Source organism: Streptomyces sp. NPDC088116, from assembly GCF_044741745.1.
Taxonomy (GTDB): Bacteria; Actinomycetota; Actinomycetes; order Streptomycetales; family Streptomycetaceae; genus Streptomyces.
The window spans coordinates 143,924-160,339 of sequence record NZ_JBIUTF010000009.1 but is presented as its reverse complement, the minus strand read 5'-3'; the positions used below and the strand labels follow the sequence as shown (position 1 = coordinate 160,339).

At 71.3% G+C, this 16,416-nt stretch carries 14 protein-coding genes; 5 read left to right on the top strand and 9 right to left on the bottom strand.

Annotated features, from left to right (window positions below; translation table 11 throughout):
- Positions 1-224 precede the first annotated feature (224 nt).
- Both ACIOJD_RS31565 and ACIOJD_RS31560 read left to right on the top strand, forming a co-directional pair.
- Complete coding sequence (locus ACIOJD_RS31565; protein WP_401919598.1) at positions 225-1,703, top strand: UDP-N-acetylmuramoyl-L-alanyl-D-glutamate--2,6-diaminopimelate ligase; 1,479 nt, start codon at positions 225-227, stop codon at positions 1,701-1,703.
- Positions 1,704-2,042: 339 nt separating this feature from the next.
- The gene (locus ACIOJD_RS31560) at positions 2,043-2,531 is read left to right on the top strand and encodes an RrF2 family transcriptional regulator (protein ID WP_401919597.1); all 489 of its coding nucleotides are present in this window, start codon (positions 2,043-2,045) and stop codon (positions 2,529-2,531) included.
- A gap of 453 nt (positions 2,532-2,984) precedes the next feature.
- On the opposite strand, the gene ACIOJD_RS31555 is transcribed toward ACIOJD_RS31560, so the two are convergent.
- Positions 2,985-3,290, bottom strand: coding sequence for a hypothetical protein (locus ACIOJD_RS31555; RefSeq protein ID WP_401919595.1), 306 nt, complete (start codon positions 3,288-3,290; stop codon positions 2,985-2,987).
- Between the two features lie 771 nt (positions 3,291-4,061).
- On the opposite strand from ACIOJD_RS31555, the gene ACIOJD_RS31550 reads away from it, so the two are divergent.
- Positions 4,062-4,628, top strand: coding sequence for a flavin reductase family protein (locus tag ACIOJD_RS31550; protein ID WP_401919593.1), 567 nt, complete (start codon positions 4,062-4,064; stop codon positions 4,626-4,628).
- A gap of 92 nt (positions 4,629-4,720) precedes the next feature.
- On the opposite strand, the gene ACIOJD_RS31545 is transcribed toward ACIOJD_RS31550, so the two are convergent.
- Complete coding sequence (locus ACIOJD_RS31545; protein ID WP_401919591.1) at positions 4,721-5,725, bottom strand: alpha/beta fold hydrolase; 1,005 nt, start codon at positions 5,723-5,725, stop codon at positions 4,721-4,723.
- 242 nt (positions 5,726-5,967) lie between these two features.
- On the opposite strand from ACIOJD_RS31545, the gene ACIOJD_RS31540 reads away from it, so the two are divergent.
- Positions 5,968-6,936, top strand: a complete 969-nt coding sequence (locus ACIOJD_RS31540) for an SDR family NAD(P)-dependent oxidoreductase (protein WP_401919589.1) — start codon at positions 5,968-5,970, stop codon at positions 6,934-6,936.
- 138 nt (positions 6,937-7,074) lie between these two features.
- Here the strand turns inward: ACIOJD_RS31540 and ACIOJD_RS31535 are convergent, their stop codons facing one another.
- Complete coding sequence (locus tag ACIOJD_RS31535; protein WP_401919588.1) at positions 7,075-8,103, bottom strand: LacI family DNA-binding transcriptional regulator; 1,029 nt, start codon at positions 8,101-8,103, stop codon at positions 7,075-7,077.
- Between the two features lie 291 nt (positions 8,104-8,394).
- Between ACIOJD_RS31535 and ACIOJD_RS31530 the strand changes: the two genes are divergently transcribed.
- Positions 8,395-9,858, top strand: coding sequence for a GH1 family beta-glucosidase (locus ACIOJD_RS31530; protein ID WP_401919586.1), 1,464 nt, complete (start codon positions 8,395-8,397; stop codon positions 9,856-9,858).
- A 108-nt stretch (positions 9,859-9,966) separates the two neighbouring features.
- Here the strand turns inward: ACIOJD_RS31530 and hypE are convergent, their stop codons facing one another.
- From hypE to ACIOJD_RS31500, 6 genes are all read right to left on the bottom strand, one after another.
- Positions 9,967-10,956, bottom strand: a complete 990-nt coding sequence (gene hypE / locus ACIOJD_RS31525) for a hydrogenase expression/formation protein HypE (protein WP_401919748.1) — start codon at positions 10,954-10,956, stop codon at positions 9,967-9,969.
- Positions 10,957-11,113: 157 nt separating this feature from the next.
- Positions 11,114-12,262 carry a hydrogenase formation protein HypD gene (gene hypD / locus ACIOJD_RS31520; RefSeq protein WP_401919584.1) on the bottom strand — a complete coding sequence of 383 codons (1,149 nt, stop codon included), beginning with the start codon at positions 12,260-12,262 and terminating at the stop codon, positions 11,114-11,116.
- Positions 12,259-12,633 carry a HypC/HybG/HupF family hydrogenase formation chaperone gene (locus ACIOJD_RS31515; RefSeq protein WP_401919583.1) on the bottom strand — a complete coding sequence of 125 codons (375 nt, stop codon included), beginning with the start codon at positions 12,631-12,633 and terminating at the stop codon, positions 12,259-12,261. The genes hypD and ACIOJD_RS31515 overlap by 4 nt, the downstream gene beginning before the upstream one ends.
- A gap of 57 nt (positions 12,634-12,690) precedes the next feature.
- Complete coding sequence (hypF, locus tag ACIOJD_RS31510) at positions 12,691-15,117, bottom strand: carbamoyltransferase HypF (protein WP_401919581.1); 2,427 nt, start codon at positions 15,115-15,117, stop codon at positions 12,691-12,693.
- The gene (hypB, locus tag ACIOJD_RS31505; RefSeq protein WP_401919580.1) at positions 15,114-15,947 is read right to left on the bottom strand and encodes a hydrogenase nickel incorporation protein HypB; all 834 of its coding nucleotides are present in this window, start codon (positions 15,945-15,947) and stop codon (positions 15,114-15,116) included. The genes hypF and hypB overlap by 4 nt, the downstream gene beginning before the upstream one ends.
- Positions 15,931-16,353 (bottom strand): hydrogenase maturation nickel metallochaperone HypA, encoded by a 423-nt coding sequence (locus ACIOJD_RS31500; RefSeq protein WP_401919579.1) that lies wholly within the window; start codon positions 16,351-16,353, stop codon positions 15,931-15,933. Before ACIOJD_RS31500 ends, hypB begins: the two co-directional genes overlap by 17 nt.
- Between the last annotated feature and the right edge of the window lie 63 nt (positions 16,354-16,416).

Genomic DNA, 16,416 nt, shown 5'->3' with positions numbered 1-16,416 from the left:
TTCCTCCCGCCGCTTCCCTGAGTCCCGTAACGCCGTAGGGCGCTGACCGCCGGGCCGGTCCGCGGCACTCGCGCCTTGCGGTCCGCTCGCCCTCACCTTCCACCCACCGCGTTTCCCGCACCGCGCACCCCCCCCACCACTTCCGTGGCGCCGGGCCGTGCCGTCGGCGCCTCCTCGGCGACCGCCGGAGACCGGCCGTGCGCCGCGCTTTCGAGAGGATCCCTGTGAAGTTGAGCGAGTTGCTCGCCGGGCACGACCACGAGATTCAGCAGGGCGATCCGGAGACCACGATCACCGCGGGCATCTGTTTCGATGCCCATCGGGTCTCACCGGGTTCGCTGTTCATCGCGGTGCCCGGTCACCGTGAGGGCGGTCCCGAGTCCATCGGCCCGGCCCTCGCGCGCGGAGCGGTGGCGGTGCTGGTGGACGCCGGGGCACCGGATCCCTCGGCGGCGGTGTGGGCGGACACGGAGGTGTGCGTCGTACGGGTACGGGACACCCGCACGACCGCCTCGGTCGTCGCCTCCCGCTACTACGGCGAGCCGGGGCGGAGCATGGACATGGTGGCCGTCACCGGCACCAACGGGAAGACCTCGGTCTCGTACATGGTCGAGTCCGTACTGCGACTCGCCGAGGGTGCGACCGTCGGGGTCATCGGAACGGCGGGCAGCCGGGTCGGCGACGAACTGATCCCCATGCCGAGGTCGGTACTGACCACTCCCGAGGCACCGGACTTCCAGTATCTGCTGGGACGCATGCGTGACCGGGAGGTCGGCACCGTGGTCCTGGAGGCCACCTCCATGGGGCTGTTGACCCACCGGGTGGACCACGCGTTCATCGATGTCGGGATCTTCACCAACCTGACGCAGGATCATCTGGACGACCACGGAACGATGGAGAACTACCGGGACGCCAAGCTCCGTCTGTTCCAAGGGCTTTGCCGACGCGCTCTGGTCAACGCCGACGATCCGGTGGGCGTCGGGATCAGCGCGATGATGCCGGGTGCGGTGACGACGTACGCCCTCGACACCGAGGCGGACTACCGGGCGACCGACCTGACCATGGACGCGTTCGGCACGCGGTTCACCCTTCACCACGAAGGGCGCAAGTACCCGGCGGCGATCCCCGTGCCCGGCCGGTTCTCGGTGTCCAACGCCCTTGCCAGCGTGGCCGCCTGCCACCTCCTGGGGCACGATCTGCGCGCACTGGTCGGCGCTCTCGACCGGATGCCACCGGTCCCGGGCCGGTTCGAGCGCTTCGAGACGCCGAACGGCGCCTCCGTCATCGTGGACTACGCGCACTCACCGGACTCGCTGGACAAAGTGCTCTCCGCCATCCGTGAATTCGCCCGCGGCCGGGTCATCACGGTCTTCGGCTGCGGTGGCGACCGTGACATCACCAAGCGCGCGCAGATGGGGAAGATCGCCGGGGCGCACTCCGATCTGTGCGTCCTCACCTCGGACAACCCGCGCAACGAGGACCCCGGGGCGATCCTCGACCAGATCGCCCCGGGCCTCGAGGCCACCGGCACGCGCTTCGAGCGGCTCGCCGACCGCCGTCGTGCCATCGCCTTCGCCCTGGACGAGGCCGGGCCCGACGACATCGTCCTGATCGCGGGGAAGGGCAGCGAGCCGTACCAGATCGTCGGCGAACAGCTCATTCCGTTCAGCGACATGGCGACGGTCCGCGAACTGGCGCGTTAGGGGACGAGGCAGGGCAGTGCCGCCGTCATGGCCGTGGTCGGGAAGGTCGGGGTGAAAGGCGTCGCGCGCGCCGACGCGGTGCCCGGACGTGGAACCTTTCGATCCGGAACAGGGCGTGGCAGCGGGCACTTGGTCGGGCCGGACGCGGTCGGGGCGTGCGAAGCCATGGAATTCCTGCTCGTCGGAGCGCTGCTGGCGCGTGGTCGTGGCGCCGATCGTGGAGAGTGCGGCGAATGGATGCCAAAATCGTCCATTACCGCCGAGCCGGCCCTTCCCGGTCGCCTGACGGCATGCGGACGGCATTGCGGCACGTGGACAACCCCCGGGGAGACGGTGCACATGCAGATCTCGGCGAAGGCGGACTACGCGGTACGGGCGCTGGTCGAACTCGCCGCCGACAGCGGACAGCCCCTGACCTGTGAAGGCATCGCGTCCGCCCAGGACATCCCGTTCCGCTTCCTCAAGTCGGTCTTCCGCGACCTGCGGCATGCCGGACTGGTCCGCAGTCAGCGGGGCTGTGAGGGCGGTTACCGGATCGGCCGCGACCCGGCCGCGATCAGTGTGGCCGAGGTGATGGCGGCGGTCGACGGTGAGTTGCTCACCCTGCGAGGCGAGCGGCCGGACACGCTCCGGTATCCCGGCGCGGCCAGGGGACTCCCCGACCTGTGGCGTACGGTCGAGGCCGCGGCGCAGTCGGTGCTCGGCGGGACCAGCATCGCCGAACTCGCCGCCGAGGGCGCACGGGCGGCGCAGGCGCACGCCCCGCGGACGCACGATGCCGGGACGCGAACCCCGGCAGGAGACGCTTCCCCGGTCGTTCCGGCATGACCGGAGAACGTACCGCCGTGGCAGGGGGAACGTACGGCACGGCCAGGGAACGTACAGACGCCGGCGGGGAACGTCCGGGCGGGGGCGCCGACGCGCGACAGCCGCTGTTCGGCGTCACCGAATTCACCGGACCGGCCCGCCCCTGGGCCTGGGGCAGGCCGGGCCGGTGTTCCCTCTGCTGAGGCAGACGCTCGGGCCGCGCGCGGTGGCGGACCGTGTTCGGCATCCTCTTCCACGACGACGATGACGATCCGGCTCACGCCCCGGCCGCCGAGGCCCGTTGGTACGAGCGGTTCATCCGTGACGTCATCGTCCACACGAACGCGCCGTACGCGCCCCGGCCGCACTGGCTCACCCGTACCAGTCGGCGAAGCCATCCGCATCGACACGAGAAACGGGCCGGTGTGGCTGCGTCCCGACGAGGCCCGTGACCACCCCGGCCTCTCGCGTCCCTCAGAGTTGGCTGAACAGGACAATCAGGAGAACGGCGGCGAGCGGCAACGCGATCCACCGCAGTGTGCGCAAGGAGCCGTTCGTGTGGTGTCCGAGCGCGCGGTCGGCGTCGTGTGCGGCGGCCAGATGCTCGCCCGCGATGTCCTGGAAGGTCTGGCGGAAGCTGAGCGAACCGTAGGACCAGTCGCAGTGCGCGCAGACCAGGAAGTCCCGGTGGGGCTTGTACTGGACATTACGCTCGACGTTGACGGTGAAGGTCTGCCCGCCCGCGTCGTCCGCGGTGATGTGGTGAACGGCGGCGCCCATGGGCGGCTGCTCCTTACCGGGGGTTCACGAGCGGGTACGCGTACCGGCCCATGGGTGAGTAGTGGGTGATCCATCCAAGCCGATCATGAGGCGCGGCGGCAACTGCCCGGCGCGGGCGCGGTGATGAAAGACCCAGGTCGTCAAGGTCCGTCAGGTCTCGGACGATGAGACACCTGGAGGTGTCCATTGACACCGCGTTGTGCGGCCGTGAGGATACTGGCATGCATTCGATGCACCCCGGTGTGGTCTGCCGCTACGTGGATTACCGGCGCACCTCCAGCGCCCTCTGTCGCTGACCCGACCGCCGAGACGGCCCTCCAGGCAAGCCTGGGCGCTCCCCTCCGGCCCACGTCCTTGTCCGCACCGCCGCCTGACGCGACGGCACGGGACGGCTCGAATCCGGACTCCGGCTGACCGGCGGGCGGGGGCGCTTCCGGGGTCGGAGATCGGCCACGATCGACCGATGACCGGCAGCCCGTCCGGTCCCGCGTCGCCCCCTCGTGTCCGGTCCGTGTCCGGTCCGTGGGCGGCTTCTCCCGCTCGCCGTATGCGCTTCGCCATATCCGCTCGTCGTGACTCCGGTGCCGTTCCCGCCCCAACGCCGTGGCGGTGAGCGGATCCCCGCGTAGCCATGCGCGCTTCCCCCCCATCCCCAGTCTCGTCCGGGCGCCCCACGACCCGCCCCGCGTACCCGAGTGTCCGGCCCGGAGCCGGCACAGTCCTCCGACGTGCCACGTCGGAGACACATCACCTCAAAGGAAGGGAAGCGGCATGACCGTGTCCGCCGAACGCAGCACCATCGCCACCGCTGTCACCGACCCGAGTGTCACCCCCGCTCGTGTTCCCGCTCCTGTTCCCGGTGCCGAGATACTGCGCCGTACCCTGCGGCGGCACGCGGCCGGGGTCACCGTGATCACGGTCCCGGGGCCCGCCGGATTCACCGCGACCTCGTTCACCTCGGTCTCGCTGGAACCCGCTCTGGTCTCCTTCTGTCTCGGTGTCACGGCGTCGACAACCGCTGCCGTACAGGCCGCCGACCGCTTCGCCGTCCATGTGCTGGGGACCGAACAGGCCACGCTCGCACGGCAGTTCGCCCGCAGTGGCATCGACCGCTTCGCCGGTGTCCCCTGGACGGAGGGACACGACGGGCTGCCCCTGCTGGGCGGTGTACCGGCGTGGCTCACCGCCCGGGTGACTCTGCGGCAGCGGGTCGGCGACCATCTCCTCGTCGTCGGCGAGGTCGACTCCGGCGGTGGCCACGGCGAGGGGCCCGCACTGGTCCACCACGACGGCGCGTTCGCCACGGCCGTACACCTGCCACCGCACACCGCGGAGTGACGCCGCCCGGCCCCGGGGTACGGCCCGGCCCGCCCCGGGGCGCACCGAAGCCGCTGCTCACGCAGTCCCGGCCGGGGCCGGTGACGGTGCGTTCAGGACGCCGTGTCGGCACCACGGTCGGCGGTGACGGCGGTTCCGAACGTCTCCGGCCTGCTGGTGTACGGCAGTTCGTCCAGCGGGCGGTCGGCACAGAAGCGCGCCATGAGGTCGGCGAAGTCCGCGATCCGCTCCACCGGGGCCAGATGGTCGGTCTCGTCGATGGTCATGAACCGTGCCTCGGGCAGCTGGGCCGCCACCTCACGCCCCATCGTGGGTGTGCACAGCGTGTCGTGCTCACCGGTGACCACCAGGCTCGGCACGGCCGGCAACGGCTCCGGCCGGTACCACTCGTGCCGCATCAACCGCGTGTTGTGCTCCGCGGACTTGCCCAGCTGCTCGGGGTCCTGCCCGACGATCTGCTGGTAGACGAGCCGGGACACGGCGGCATGCTTACGGACACGGCCCGTACCGGGCGGCGACATGAAGTGGTCGGCCAACTCGCGCGCGATGGTCTCCGTCTCACCTCGGTCGATCATGACTGCCCAGCGTGCCATCGCCGCCGCGTAGTCCGCCGGGATCCGGGTGGTCATGCCGACGAGCATCAGCCGGGCCAGCATGTCGGGGTAGTGCTGGGCGAAGCGCATGCCGACCGCACCGCCGTAGCAGGCGGCGATCAGATTGACCCGCGGCACTCCGAGTTCGCCCAGGAGATGCCGGATGGTGGCGGCGAGGAAGTCGACGCCGTAGAACGCGGGCAGGAAGTCCGCGGTGCCGTAGCCCGGGAGATCCACGGTGATCACTTGTCCCACGGGGCTCAGCCATTTCTCGTGCCGTGCCCATGAGTAGCGGTCCTGGGAGGAGCCGCCCAGCACCAGAATCGGCTCGGTCAGCGGACGTCCCTCGGGGTGGACGATGCGACAGGTGTAACGGAAGCCGTCGAAGGTGAAGTCACGCTCCTCGACCCGGTCGCCCGCCCCGCTCTCATCGGTGGCCTGCCCGGGGATCACCGGGCTACGAGGCGATTCCTGGCCGTGGGTGAGAACGGTGTCGACGGGCATGGCGTACTCCAGGGTTCCGGAACGGGCGATAGCCTCCCTGCCTAGCAGTTGGGCCGTTCCGGGCACGCATCGATGACCCGATCGTGGGCGGGTCGCGCCTCGCGGTCCGCAGATGGATTCGAGGGCCGCTCAGCAGGCCGAGGCGGGCCGCCGCGCCGGCAGGTGGCGGGCGGAGTGAATCCGGAGTGGGGCGGCCCGGTGCGCTTGACTTCGAGAGCGCTCCAATTCGTACGGTCGGAGACATGACCACTCCTCAGCACACGATCGGATCAGGGTTCGGAGCCCGGAACACCGCGGCGGACGTCCTGCGCGGCATCGACCTCACCGGACAGCTCGCCCTCGTCACCGGCGGATACTCGGGCCTCGGCCTGGAGACGACGCGCGCGCTGGCCGGCGCCGGCGCCCATGTCGTCGTGCCCGCCCGGCGGCGCGAAGCTGCCGAGCAGGCCCTCGCCGGTATCGACCGCGTCGAGGTGGACGAGCTCGACCTCGCCGACCTCGACAGCGTCCGCCGATTCGCGGACCGCTTCACCGCCACCGGACGCACCATCGACATCGTCATCAACAACGCCGCGATCATGGCCTGTCCGGAGACCCGGGTCGGCCCCGGCTGGGAGGCGCAGTTCGCGACCAACCACCTCGGCCACTTCGCCCTCGTCAACCGGCTCTGGCCGGCGATCGAGTCCGGCGGGGCTCGGGTCGTCGCGGTGTCCTCGTCCGGCCACCGTAACTCGGACATCCGCTGGGACGACGTGATGTTCGAGCAGGGATACGACAAGTGGCAGGCCTACGGCCAGGCGAAGACGGCCAACGCCCTGTTCGCCGTCCAGCTCGACGCGCTCGGCCGGGACGCCGGCGTACGAGCCTTCTCGGTGCACCCCGGTGGCATCCTCACACCGTTGCAACGCCACCTCGCCAAGGAGGAGATGGTGGCCGCCGGCTGGATCGACGAGGAGGGCAACACGATCAACCCGGCGTTCAAGACACCCGAGCAGGGCGCGGCCACGCAGGTGTGGGCGGCGACCTCGCCGCAGCTGGCCGGCGCGGGCGGGGTCTACTGCGAGGACGTCGACATCGCCGGTCCGGCGGCGGCCGACACGTCGGTCCCCGGCGGTGTGCGCGCCTATGCGACCGACCCCGGGCAGGCCGCACGCCTGTGGCAGCTCTCCGCCGAGCTGACCGGGGTGGACGCGTTCGCGAAGAGCGCCTGAGCGCTTCTTGGTACGAGGTCACCGGCCGCGTACTGCTTCACGATCACGGCCCGGCGGGCTCGGCACAGTCCGCCGGGCCCAGCCGTGAGGGTGAGCCGAGGACATCGGCTCACCCCGGCCGGCCGAGTACGTCGGTGCTCACGCGCTGTGGCGGCGCGTCAGCGTCGTCGGCAGCGTGAGGTGCCGGCGGGACGTGGCCGGATCGTTGATCTCCTCGAGGAGAAGCCGGGTGATGGCCCGTCCGATCTCCTCGCTGGGCTGACCGACACTGGTCAGGGGCGGCACGGTGTGCCGGGCGACGATCGAGTCGTCGAAACCGACCACCGCCACGTCGTCGGGCACCCGCCGCCCCCGCTCCCGCAGTTCCGTCAGTGCCCCCGCCGCCATGACGTCGGACGCGGCGAAGACGGCGTCGATGTCCGGCCGCCGTTCGAGAAGTTCACGCAGGGCGGTACGCCCGCCCTCCTCGGTGAAGTCGGCGGGCGCGACCAGCGATTCGTCCGGCCGCACGCCCCGTTCGGCATGGGCGTCGCGCCATCCCTGGAGCCGGGTGTGGCCGACGTCCATGTCGAGGGGGCCGGTGATCGTGGCCACGGTCGTACGCCCCAGGCCGAGCAGATGCCGTACGGCCTCGGCGGCCCCGCCGGCATTGTCGGCGTGGACATGGCTCAGCGACTCGGCGGGCGAACGCCGCCCCGCCAGGACCGTTGGTATCCCCACCTTCTCCAGGAGCGCGGCCAGCGGGTCGTCGTGATGGACCGAGATCAGCAGCACACCATCGACCCGTCGCGCCTCCACGAACCGCGTCAGCCGGTCGAGCTCACGCTCGTCGCGTACCAGTATCAGCAGCAACTGCATCTCGGTGTCGGCCAGTTCGGTGCTCACACCCCGGATCACGGCGGTGAAGTACGGCTCGGCCGTCAGCCGGCTCTCCGACTCGGGGATCACCAGCGCGATACTGTCGGTCCGGCTCGTGACCAGACTGCGGGCAGCGGGATTCGGTACGTAGTTGAGCTCAGCGACGGCCGCTTCCACCGCCGCCCTGGCCTTGGCGCTCACGCCCGGCGCACCGTTGACGACCCGCGAGACCGTCCCCCTGCCCACCCCCGCCAGTCGCGCGACGGCTTCAAGAGTTGGCCTCCGGCCCGGCCGTTCACGGCTGCTCATCACGTCTCCCTGACTCTTGCCGCTCCTGCTGAGCGCACAGCTCACCAGGAGATTGTCAGGGGCGGCCGGCGCGGGTGCGCCCCGGGGGCCGGTATCCGGGAACCCTCACACAACGGAACGGGCTTCGAGTCTTGACAGCGATCGACATCTGCGGAGAGTCTTCAACCACTGACTGGGAGCGCTCCCATGGGTGGGAGCGGCGCGCGACTTCACGCGCGCCCCACCGACTCACCGTCCGACTCGCCGCCGTACGTGCACCGTTCGACCTCTGCCTCTGCGGAAGGACCCCTTGTGGCGACCTCCACCTCCGTACCCTCCACACCCTCCACCGGGCCGGCCCCGGACCCCTCGGCATCCCTGACCTTCCCTCCGGGCTTCCTCTGGGGCACCGCGACCGCCGCGTACCAGATCGAAGGCGCCGCCCAGGAGGACGGCCGTACCCCCTCCATCTGGGATGTCTACTCCCGCACTCCGGGCAAGGTGCGCGACGGCGACACCGGTGACATCGCGACCGACCATTACCACCGCTGGCGCGAGGACATCGGGATCATGTCCGAACTGGGCGTCGGCGCCTACCGTTTCTCGGTGTCCTGGCCCCGTGTCCTGCCCACCGGCGGCGGACCGGCCTCGGCGAAAGGGCTGGACTTCTACCGGCGGCTGGCCGACGGGCTGCTGGAGAAGGGGATCCAGCCGGTCGCCACGCTGTACCACTGGGATCTGCCCCAGTACCTGGAGGACGCCGGAGGCTGGCCCACGCGCGACACCGGCTACCGCTTCGCCGAGTACGCGGGCATCGTCGCCGACGCCCTCGGCGACCGGGTCAAGACCTGGACCACCCTCAACGAACCGTGGTGCAGCGCGTTCCTCGGCTATGGCTCCGGCGTGCACGCCCCCGGCCGTACCGACCCCGCCGACGCGCTGCGGGCCGCGCACCACCTCAACCTCGCCCACGGGCTCGCCGTGCGGGAACTGCGCGAGCGGCTGCCCGCCGACGCCCAGGTGTCCGTCACGCTCAACCTGCACCACGTGAGGCCCCTGACCGACCACCCGGCGGACATCGACGCGGCCCGCCGTATCGACGGCATCGCCAACCGGGTGTTCACCGGCCCCATGCTGGCCGGGACGTACCCGGCCGATGTCATCGAGGACACCGCGTCGATCACCGACTGGTCGTTCGTCCGGCAGGGAGACACCGAACTCATCCATCAGCCGCTCGACTTCCTCGGAGTCAACTACTACTCGCCGACCCTGGTCTCCCACCACACGGGCCCGGCCGCCCACGGGTCGGACGGACACGGCGCGAGCGACCACACCCCCTGGCCGGGGGCGGACCGGGTCGCCTTCCACCAGACCCCGGGCGAGCGCACCGCCATGGGCTGGACCATCGACCCGAGCGGCCTGTACGAACTGCTGATGCGCGTACGGCGGGACCACCCCGGCCTGCCCGTGATGATCACCGAGAACGGCGCGGCCTTCGACGACCGCCTCGGGCCCGACGGCGAGGTCGACGACCCGGAGCGGATCGACTACCTGCGGGAGCACCTCGCGGCCGTCCGGTCGGCCATCGAGGCGGGCGCCGACGTCCGGGGCTACTTCCTCTGGTCGCTGCTCGACAACTTCGAGTGGGGGTACGGCTACAGCAAGCGCTTCGGGGCGGTGTACGTGGACTACGCGACCCAGCACCGCACCCTCAAGTCCAGCGCCCACTGGTACGCGCGACTGGCGCGCACCGGCACCTTGCCGGCGCGGCGGTAACGCGGCGGAACACCGGCCGGGGGCGCGTCGGTGAAGCGCGGTGAGCGCCCGCCGCTCCGGCCCGCCCGCTGTCCCGGCCGTGAGGCCGGGACAGCGGGAGCGGGACCGTCAGCAGATACGCGGCAGTTGCTCACCCAGCGGGACATCCACCACCCGGGTCCCGCCGAGGCCTGTCCTCGCCACGACCATGCCCGGATGCTCCGCCGTACAGCTGCCGATCACCACCGCCCCGCCGCCCTGGGGATGCGCGCGCATCGCGGCCAGCACCGCGTCGGCGCGCCCCGGCGGGACGAACGCCACGAGCTTGCCCTCGTTGGCGACATACAGCGGGTCCAGGCCCAGGAAGGCGCAGGCGTTGGCGACCGCTTCCGGTACCGGAAGGGCCTGTTCCTGGAGAGTGACACCGACCCCGGCCGCCGACGCGATCTCGTTGAGCGAGGTCGCCAGCCCACCCCGGGTCGGATCGCGCAGCACATGCAGATCGGGACAGACGGCGAGCATGGCCTGGACGAGCGAGGCCAGCGACACCGTGTCGCTCTCGATCTCCACCCCGAACTCCAGGCCCTCACGGACGCTCATGACGGCCACGCCGTGCTCACCGATCGGCCCGTTCACGATGACCACATCGCCCGGCGCCGCGCGCCGCGGCCGGATGTCGATGCCGTCGGGGATCAGCCCGACGCCCGCCGTGTTGATGAAGATGCCGTCGCCGTGACCGGACTCCACGACCTTGGTGTCACCGGTGGCGACGACCACGTCCGCGGCTCTGGCGGCGGCGCCCAGCGCCTCGGCGACCCGGCCCACCGTGGCGAGTTCGATGCCCTCCTCCAGGATGAAACCGCAGGACAGATAGGCGGGCCTGGCCCCCATCATCGCAAGGTCGTTGACCGTTCCGTTGACCGCGAGATCGCCGATGCTTCCGCCGGGGAAGAACAGCGGACGCACCACGTACGAGTCGGTGGAGAAGGCCAGCCGCGCCCCGCCGAGGGTGAAGGTCGCGGAGTCGCCGAGTTCCGCGAGCAGTTCGCCGCCGAACGCCGGGGCGAAGAGATGCCGGACGAGTTCGGCGGACAGCTGACCGCCGCCGCCGTGCCCCATGACGACCCGCTGATGGTCGCGGAGCGGCACGGGACAGGTCCACCCCGAGAAGTCCGGGGCGGTGGTCCGTGATGGCCGCGAGGCGTGTGCGGGCGGTGCGGGCTTCTCGGGGGGCGCCCCCGGGACGACACCGTCCACGTGCCGGATCCCGGTCGTCTCAGCCAACGGGAGTCACCTCGTCCCGCGCGCCGCAGGTGCCCGCGGGTCCGGCCCCCGGAGCCGACAGCCTGCGGTACAGGTAGTACGCGGCACAGGCGCCCTCGCTCGACACCATCGTGGCGCCGAGCGGATTGCGCGGGGTGCAGGTGGTGCCGAAGGCCGCGCACTCGTGCGGCTTGATCAGCCCTTGGAGCACCTCGCCGCTACGGCAGTCCGTGGACTCCTCCGTACGGATGCCGGTCACCGAGAAGCGGTACTCCGCGTCGTACTGCCGGTACTTCTCGGACAGCCGCCAGCCGCTCGCCGGGATCATGCCGATACCGCGCCAGGACCGGTCGGTGACCTCGAAGACGTCCGCCAGCATGGCTTGCGCGGCCGGGCTGCCCCCGGCCTGGACGGCTCTGGGGTAGGCGTTCTCGACGGTGTGCTCGCCCGCCTCCAACTGGCGCACGGAACGGCGGATGCCCTCCAGGATGTCCAGCGGTTCGAAGCCGGTGACGACGATGGGAACGCGGTGCCGCTCGGCGAGTTCGGGATACTCGCCGAGCCCCATCACCGTGCAGACATGACCGGCGGCCAGGAACGCCTGGACCCGGCAGTCGGGGGAGTTCATGATGGCGTCGATCGCCGGTGGGACGCGCACATGGGACACCAGCAGGCTGAAGTTCTCGATGCCCAGCTTCCTGGCCTGGTGGACGGTCATCGCGTTGGGCGGGGCCGTCGTCTCGAACCCGATACCGAAGAACACCACCTGACGGTCCGGGTTCTCCCGGGCGATCCTGAGCGCGTCGAGCGGCGAGTAGACGACCCGTACGTCCGCGCCCTCGCTCTTGACCTTGAACAGGTCCCGGCCGCTGCCCGGCACGCGCAGCATGTCGCCGAAGGAGCAGAAGATCACGTCGGGGCGGGAGGCGATCTCCAGTGCCTTGTCGATGGTGTCCAGCGGGGTCACACAGACCGGGCAGCCGGGACCGTGGATGAGTTCGACCTCGTCGGGGAGAAGCTGGTCGATGCCATGACGGATGATCGAGTGGGTCTGGCCGCCGCAGACCTCCATCAGGGCCCAGGGGCGGGTGACGGTGGCCCGGATGTCGTCGAACAGCCGCGCGGCCAGAGCGGGATCGCTGAATTCGTCGAGGTACTTCATCGCCGGGCCTCCTCCGGAGTGTCGGGATCAGGACGGTGGAGTGTCGGGGGAGGCGAGGGAACGCCGGGGAGCGGCGTGGTGCCGGCGGGACGGTCGGCGCCCGCTTCCTTCGCGGCCCGCCCCCACGCGTCGCCGAACTCCTCCTCCAGGACGCCCAGATTCTCGAACAGCTCCAGTGTCCGTCTCGCGGACACCTCGTCCAGGCGTTGCAGCGCGAAGCCGACATGCACGATCGCGTAGTCACCGACCTCCATCTCCGGTACGTACTCCAGGCAGACGTCCTTGACGACGCCGCCGAAGTCGACGTGCGCCATGCGCGTTCCGTCACGCTCCTCGATGTCCAGCACTCTGCCGGGCACGGCAAGGCACATTGCTCCTCCTCTCGGCTGGTCCTTCAGATCCCTTGGTCGTTCGGATCCCCGTCCGGGTCACCGCTCGCTCGCCGTCACCCGGGCGGCGACCATCAACTGGCCCAGCGCCAGCCCGCCGTCGTTCGGCGGAACCCCGCGGTGCCGCAGCACCGTGAACCCGTCGCCCTCCAGCCGCCGCGTACAGCCGCTGGTCAGCAGGGCGTTGCAGAACACCCCGCCGCTCAGCGCGACGGTGGCCAGGCCGGTACGGTCACGGGCCGCCCGGCACACGTCGTGCACCAGGGTGATTACTGCCCCGTGGAAGCGCGCGGCCACTGTCGCGGCGCCGGCCCCCGCCCGTATGTCTGCGGCGGCGGCGCTCAGCACCGGTCCCGGGTCGGCCAGGAGCGAGGCCCCGGCGGCTGACAGAGGGGAAGCTCCGGCGGCTGACAGCGGAGGAGCCCCGGCTTCGGACCGGCCTGAGACCAGCCGGAAGCGGTAGCCGCCGGATTCCATGTCCCCGGCCGCCACCGCCGCGCTCTCCAGCTCCATCGCCGCCTGGGCCTCGTACTCCACGCGGTGACACACTCCCGCGAGCGACGCCACGGCGTCGAAGAGCCGCCCCATGCTGGAGGTGGGCACGCAGTTGATCCCCCGCTCCAGCTGACGCTCCAGCAGCCGCCGCTCGCCGGGGGCGCACACGGCGGCACACGGCAGGTCGTCGGACCAGGGGATGCCCGCCGACCGCAGGTGGGACAGCGCCATCCGGTAGGGGTTCCGTACGGCCGCGTCGCCGCCCGGCAGCGGGACATACGCCAGATGCGCGAACCGCCGGAAGCCGTCGTAGTCCGCGAGCAGTACCTCGCCGCCCCACACCGCGCCGTCGTCGCCGAAGCCGGTGCCGTCGAAGGCCACGCCGATCACCGGCGCCGAGCCGTCCAGTCCGTGCTCGGCCATCGTGGACGCCACATGCGCGTGATGGTGCTGCACGCGGCGCACCGGACGACCCGCCGCCCGGCGCTCGGCCCACTGACCCGAGCGGTAGCCCGGGTGCCGGTCCGCGACCAGCACCCGGGGGGTGACCGAGGTCAGCTCCGACAGATGGCCGACGGCCGTCTCGAAGGCGGTGAGGGTGGCGAGGTCGTCCATGTCGCCGACGTGGGCGGACAGCCAGGCGTAGCCGCCCTCCGCGACACAGAAGGTGTTCTTGAGATCCCCGCCGACGGCGAGCGCCGGTTCCACCGGGACGGGCAGGGCGACCGGCATCGGGGCGTAGCCGCGGGAGCGGCGTACGGGAAGTTCCCGGCCGTCGCAGATCCGTACCACCGAGTCGTCGCACGGCACATGCACCGGCCGGTCGTGCGTCAGCCACGCGTCCGCGAGCCCGTCGAGCCGGCTCAGCGCCTCCTCGTCATCGGTGACGATGGGCTCGCCCGACCGGTTGCCGCTGGTCATCACGAGGACGGGCGGGCCGGCGGGATCGCCCGGAAGCCCCAGCAGCAGGTGGTGCAGCGGGGTGTACGGCATCAGCACGCCGAGATCCGGACTGCCGGGCGCGACACCGTCCGTGACCAGGGACTCGCCGCCGTCGCGGCGCCGCAGCAGCACGACGGGCCGGCGCCGGCCGAGCAGCAGGTCGCGTTCCTCGGGGCCCGTGAAGGCGAGCCGCTCCACCGTCTCCAGGGAACCGGTCATCACGGCGAACGGCTTCGCGCCCCGGTTCTTGCGCTCGCGCAGGGTGCGTACGGCGGTGATGTCGGAGGCGTCGCAGGCGAGATGGTAGCCACCGAGCCCCTTCACCGCGACGACCGCTCCGGCGGCCAGCAGCCGACGGGCCCCGGCCAGCGCGTCCTCGCCCGTGAGCGAGGCGGCACGGCCCGGTCCGGTGATGAGGCCGAGCCGGGGACCGCAGGCATGGCAGGCGACCGGTTGCGCGTGGAAGCGCCGGTCGGCCGGGTCCTCGTACTCACGCGCGCAATCGGCGCACATCGGGAACCCGGCCATGGTGGTCAGCGCCCGGTCGTACGGCAGCCCGGTGACGACGGTGAACCGGGGCCCGCAGTGGGTGCAGCTGATGAAGGGATGCCGGTGACGGCGGTCGGCCGGGTCGGCCATCTCGCGCAGACAGTCGTCGCAGGTAGCGGTGTCGGGGGAGACGAGGGTGCGGCCGGCCCCGCCGGCCGAGGGGCGGATGGTGAACCCGCTGCCCCCGGTTGCCCGCACGGCCCGGTGCGTCACGGATTCCACGACGGCGAGCGGCGGCGCGTCGCTGGCCAGACGCGTACAGAACGCGGTCACGTCCCTGTCCGGTCCCTCCACCTCCGTCTCGACACCGTCGGCGTTGTTGGTGACCCAGCCCGTCAGGCCCAGCTCACTCGCGAGCGTGTAGACGAACGGACGGAAACCGACACCCTGCACCACTCCGCGTACGACGACGCGACGGCGTGTGCGCGGGGTGGAGCGCGCGTCCGCGACCGTGGCGATGTCGGTGACCGGTCCGCTCATGGCGTCTGTGCCGCTCCACGAACGGCGGGTGCCACCTGCTCGTGGCCGTGACCGTGGCCATGGTCATGGCTGTGCTCGCCGTCGTGGCCGTGTTCGTGCCCGCCGTCCTCGTCGCCATGACGATGGTGCAGATACCGCTCGTGCTGATGCGCCAGCACGGGCCGGTGCACGGGGAGCCCGTCGGCACACCCGAGGACGAAGGCCAGCAGCTCGTCGACTCCGGCGCCGGTCCGCGCCGAGGTCTCCAGCACCGGAACGCCCGGATTGACCTGCCGCACATTGCGGTGGAACGCCGCCCCGTCGAACTCGACGGCCTCGGCGATGTCGGTCTTGGTGATGACCACGAGATGGGCGAGGCCGAACGCCGTGGGGTACTTGAGCGGCTTGTCCTCGCCCTCGGTCACGGAACCCAGCACGATCCGCAGGCTCTCCCCGATGTCGTACGACGCGGGACAGACGAGATTGCCGACGTTCTCGATGAACAGCACCCGGGTCTCGGCCGGGAGCCAGCCGTCCAGATGCCCTCGGAGCATCCCGGCCTCCAGATGGCACAGCCCGTCGGTGAGCACCTGCTTGACGGGCGCCCCGGCGCGCGCCAGGCGCCGCGCGTCGTTCTCGGTGGCCAGATCGGCGGTCACGGCGGCGACGGGGACGCCCGCCGCCACCGCTCTGCCGAGCAGCAGCTCCAACAGGGCGGTCTTGCCGCTGCCGGGACTGGACAGCAGGTTCACTTCGGCCGTGCCCTGGGCGGCGAGATGTTCGCGCAGTTCCAGGGCACTGGCGTCGTTCTTGGCCAGTACCGCCTGGCGCAGATCAACGACTCGGCACATGGGTTGCCTCCTCGGACGTATCCCGATCGTCGCCGCTGACCGGACGGGCCGCATCCGAGGAGTCCACGAGGACGACCTCGGCGATCTCCAGTTCCCGGCCCGACAGCAGCTCGCCCAGCGGCCGCGCGCACGCCTCGCACCACAGCAGGGGCGGCACGCCGACCTCACTCTCCCGGCCGCAGCCCTCGCACCGTCCCCGGCCGGGGACGGTGTCCATGTCCAGCCGGGCACCGGCGAGGACGGTGCCCTCGCTCGCCAGCTCGAACGAGAAACTGAGCGCCTGCGGGACCACGCCCGCCAGTTCGCCGATCCGCAGCCGCAGCGAAGCGACCCGGCCGCCGCCGTTCGTCACGACGGCTTCCTCCACCTGGGCGACCACGGCCGTGGCGATGGACAGTTCATGCACGGGTCTCACCTCGCGTGACTGACGTAGCGGGCCCGTACGGCGCCCGACGGCTGGCCCGGCCCG

Excerpts from the sequence above, each read along its gene's own strand:
- hypD (WP_401919584.1), bottom strand. The coding sequence starts at position 12,262 with ATGAAGTACCTCGACGAATTCAGCGATCCCGCTCTGGCCGCGCGGCTG.
- ACIOJD_RS31545 (WP_401919591.1), bottom strand. The coding sequence starts at position 5,725 with ATGCCCGTCGACACCGTTCTCACCCACGGCCAGGAATCGCCTCGTAGC.
- ACIOJD_RS31560 (WP_401919597.1), top strand. The coding sequence starts at position 2,043 with ATGCAGATCTCGGCGAAGGCGGACTACGCGGTACGGGCGCTGGTCGAA.
- hypE (WP_401919748.1), bottom strand. The coding sequence starts at position 10,956 with ATGGGGCACGGCGGCGGCGGTCAGCTGTCCGCCGAACTCGTCCGGCAT.
- ACIOJD_RS31550 (WP_401919593.1), top strand. The coding sequence starts at position 4,062 with ATGACCGTGTCCGCCGAACGCAGCACCATCGCCACCGCTGTCACCGAC.
- ACIOJD_RS31535 (WP_401919588.1), bottom strand. The coding sequence starts at position 8,103 with ATGAGCAGCCGTGAACGGCCGGGCCGGAGGCCAACTCTTGAAGCCGTC.
- ACIOJD_RS31555 (WP_401919595.1), bottom strand. The coding sequence starts at position 3,290 with ATGGGCGCCGCCGTTCACCACATCACCGCGGACGACGCGGGCGGGCAG.
- hypB (WP_401919580.1), bottom strand. The coding sequence starts at position 15,947 with ATGTGCCGAGTCGTTGATCTGCGCCAGGCGGTACTGGCCAAGAACGAC.
- hypF (WP_401919581.1), bottom strand. The coding sequence starts at position 15,117 with ATGAGCGGACCGGTCACCGACATCGCCACGGTCGCGGACGCGCGCTCC.
- ACIOJD_RS31515 (WP_401919583.1), bottom strand. The coding sequence starts at position 12,633 with ATGTGCCTTGCCGTGCCCGGCAGAGTGCTGGACATCGAGGAGCGTGAC.
- ACIOJD_RS31540 (WP_401919589.1), top strand. The coding sequence starts at position 5,968 with ATGACCACTCCTCAGCACACGATCGGATCAGGGTTCGGAGCCCGGAAC.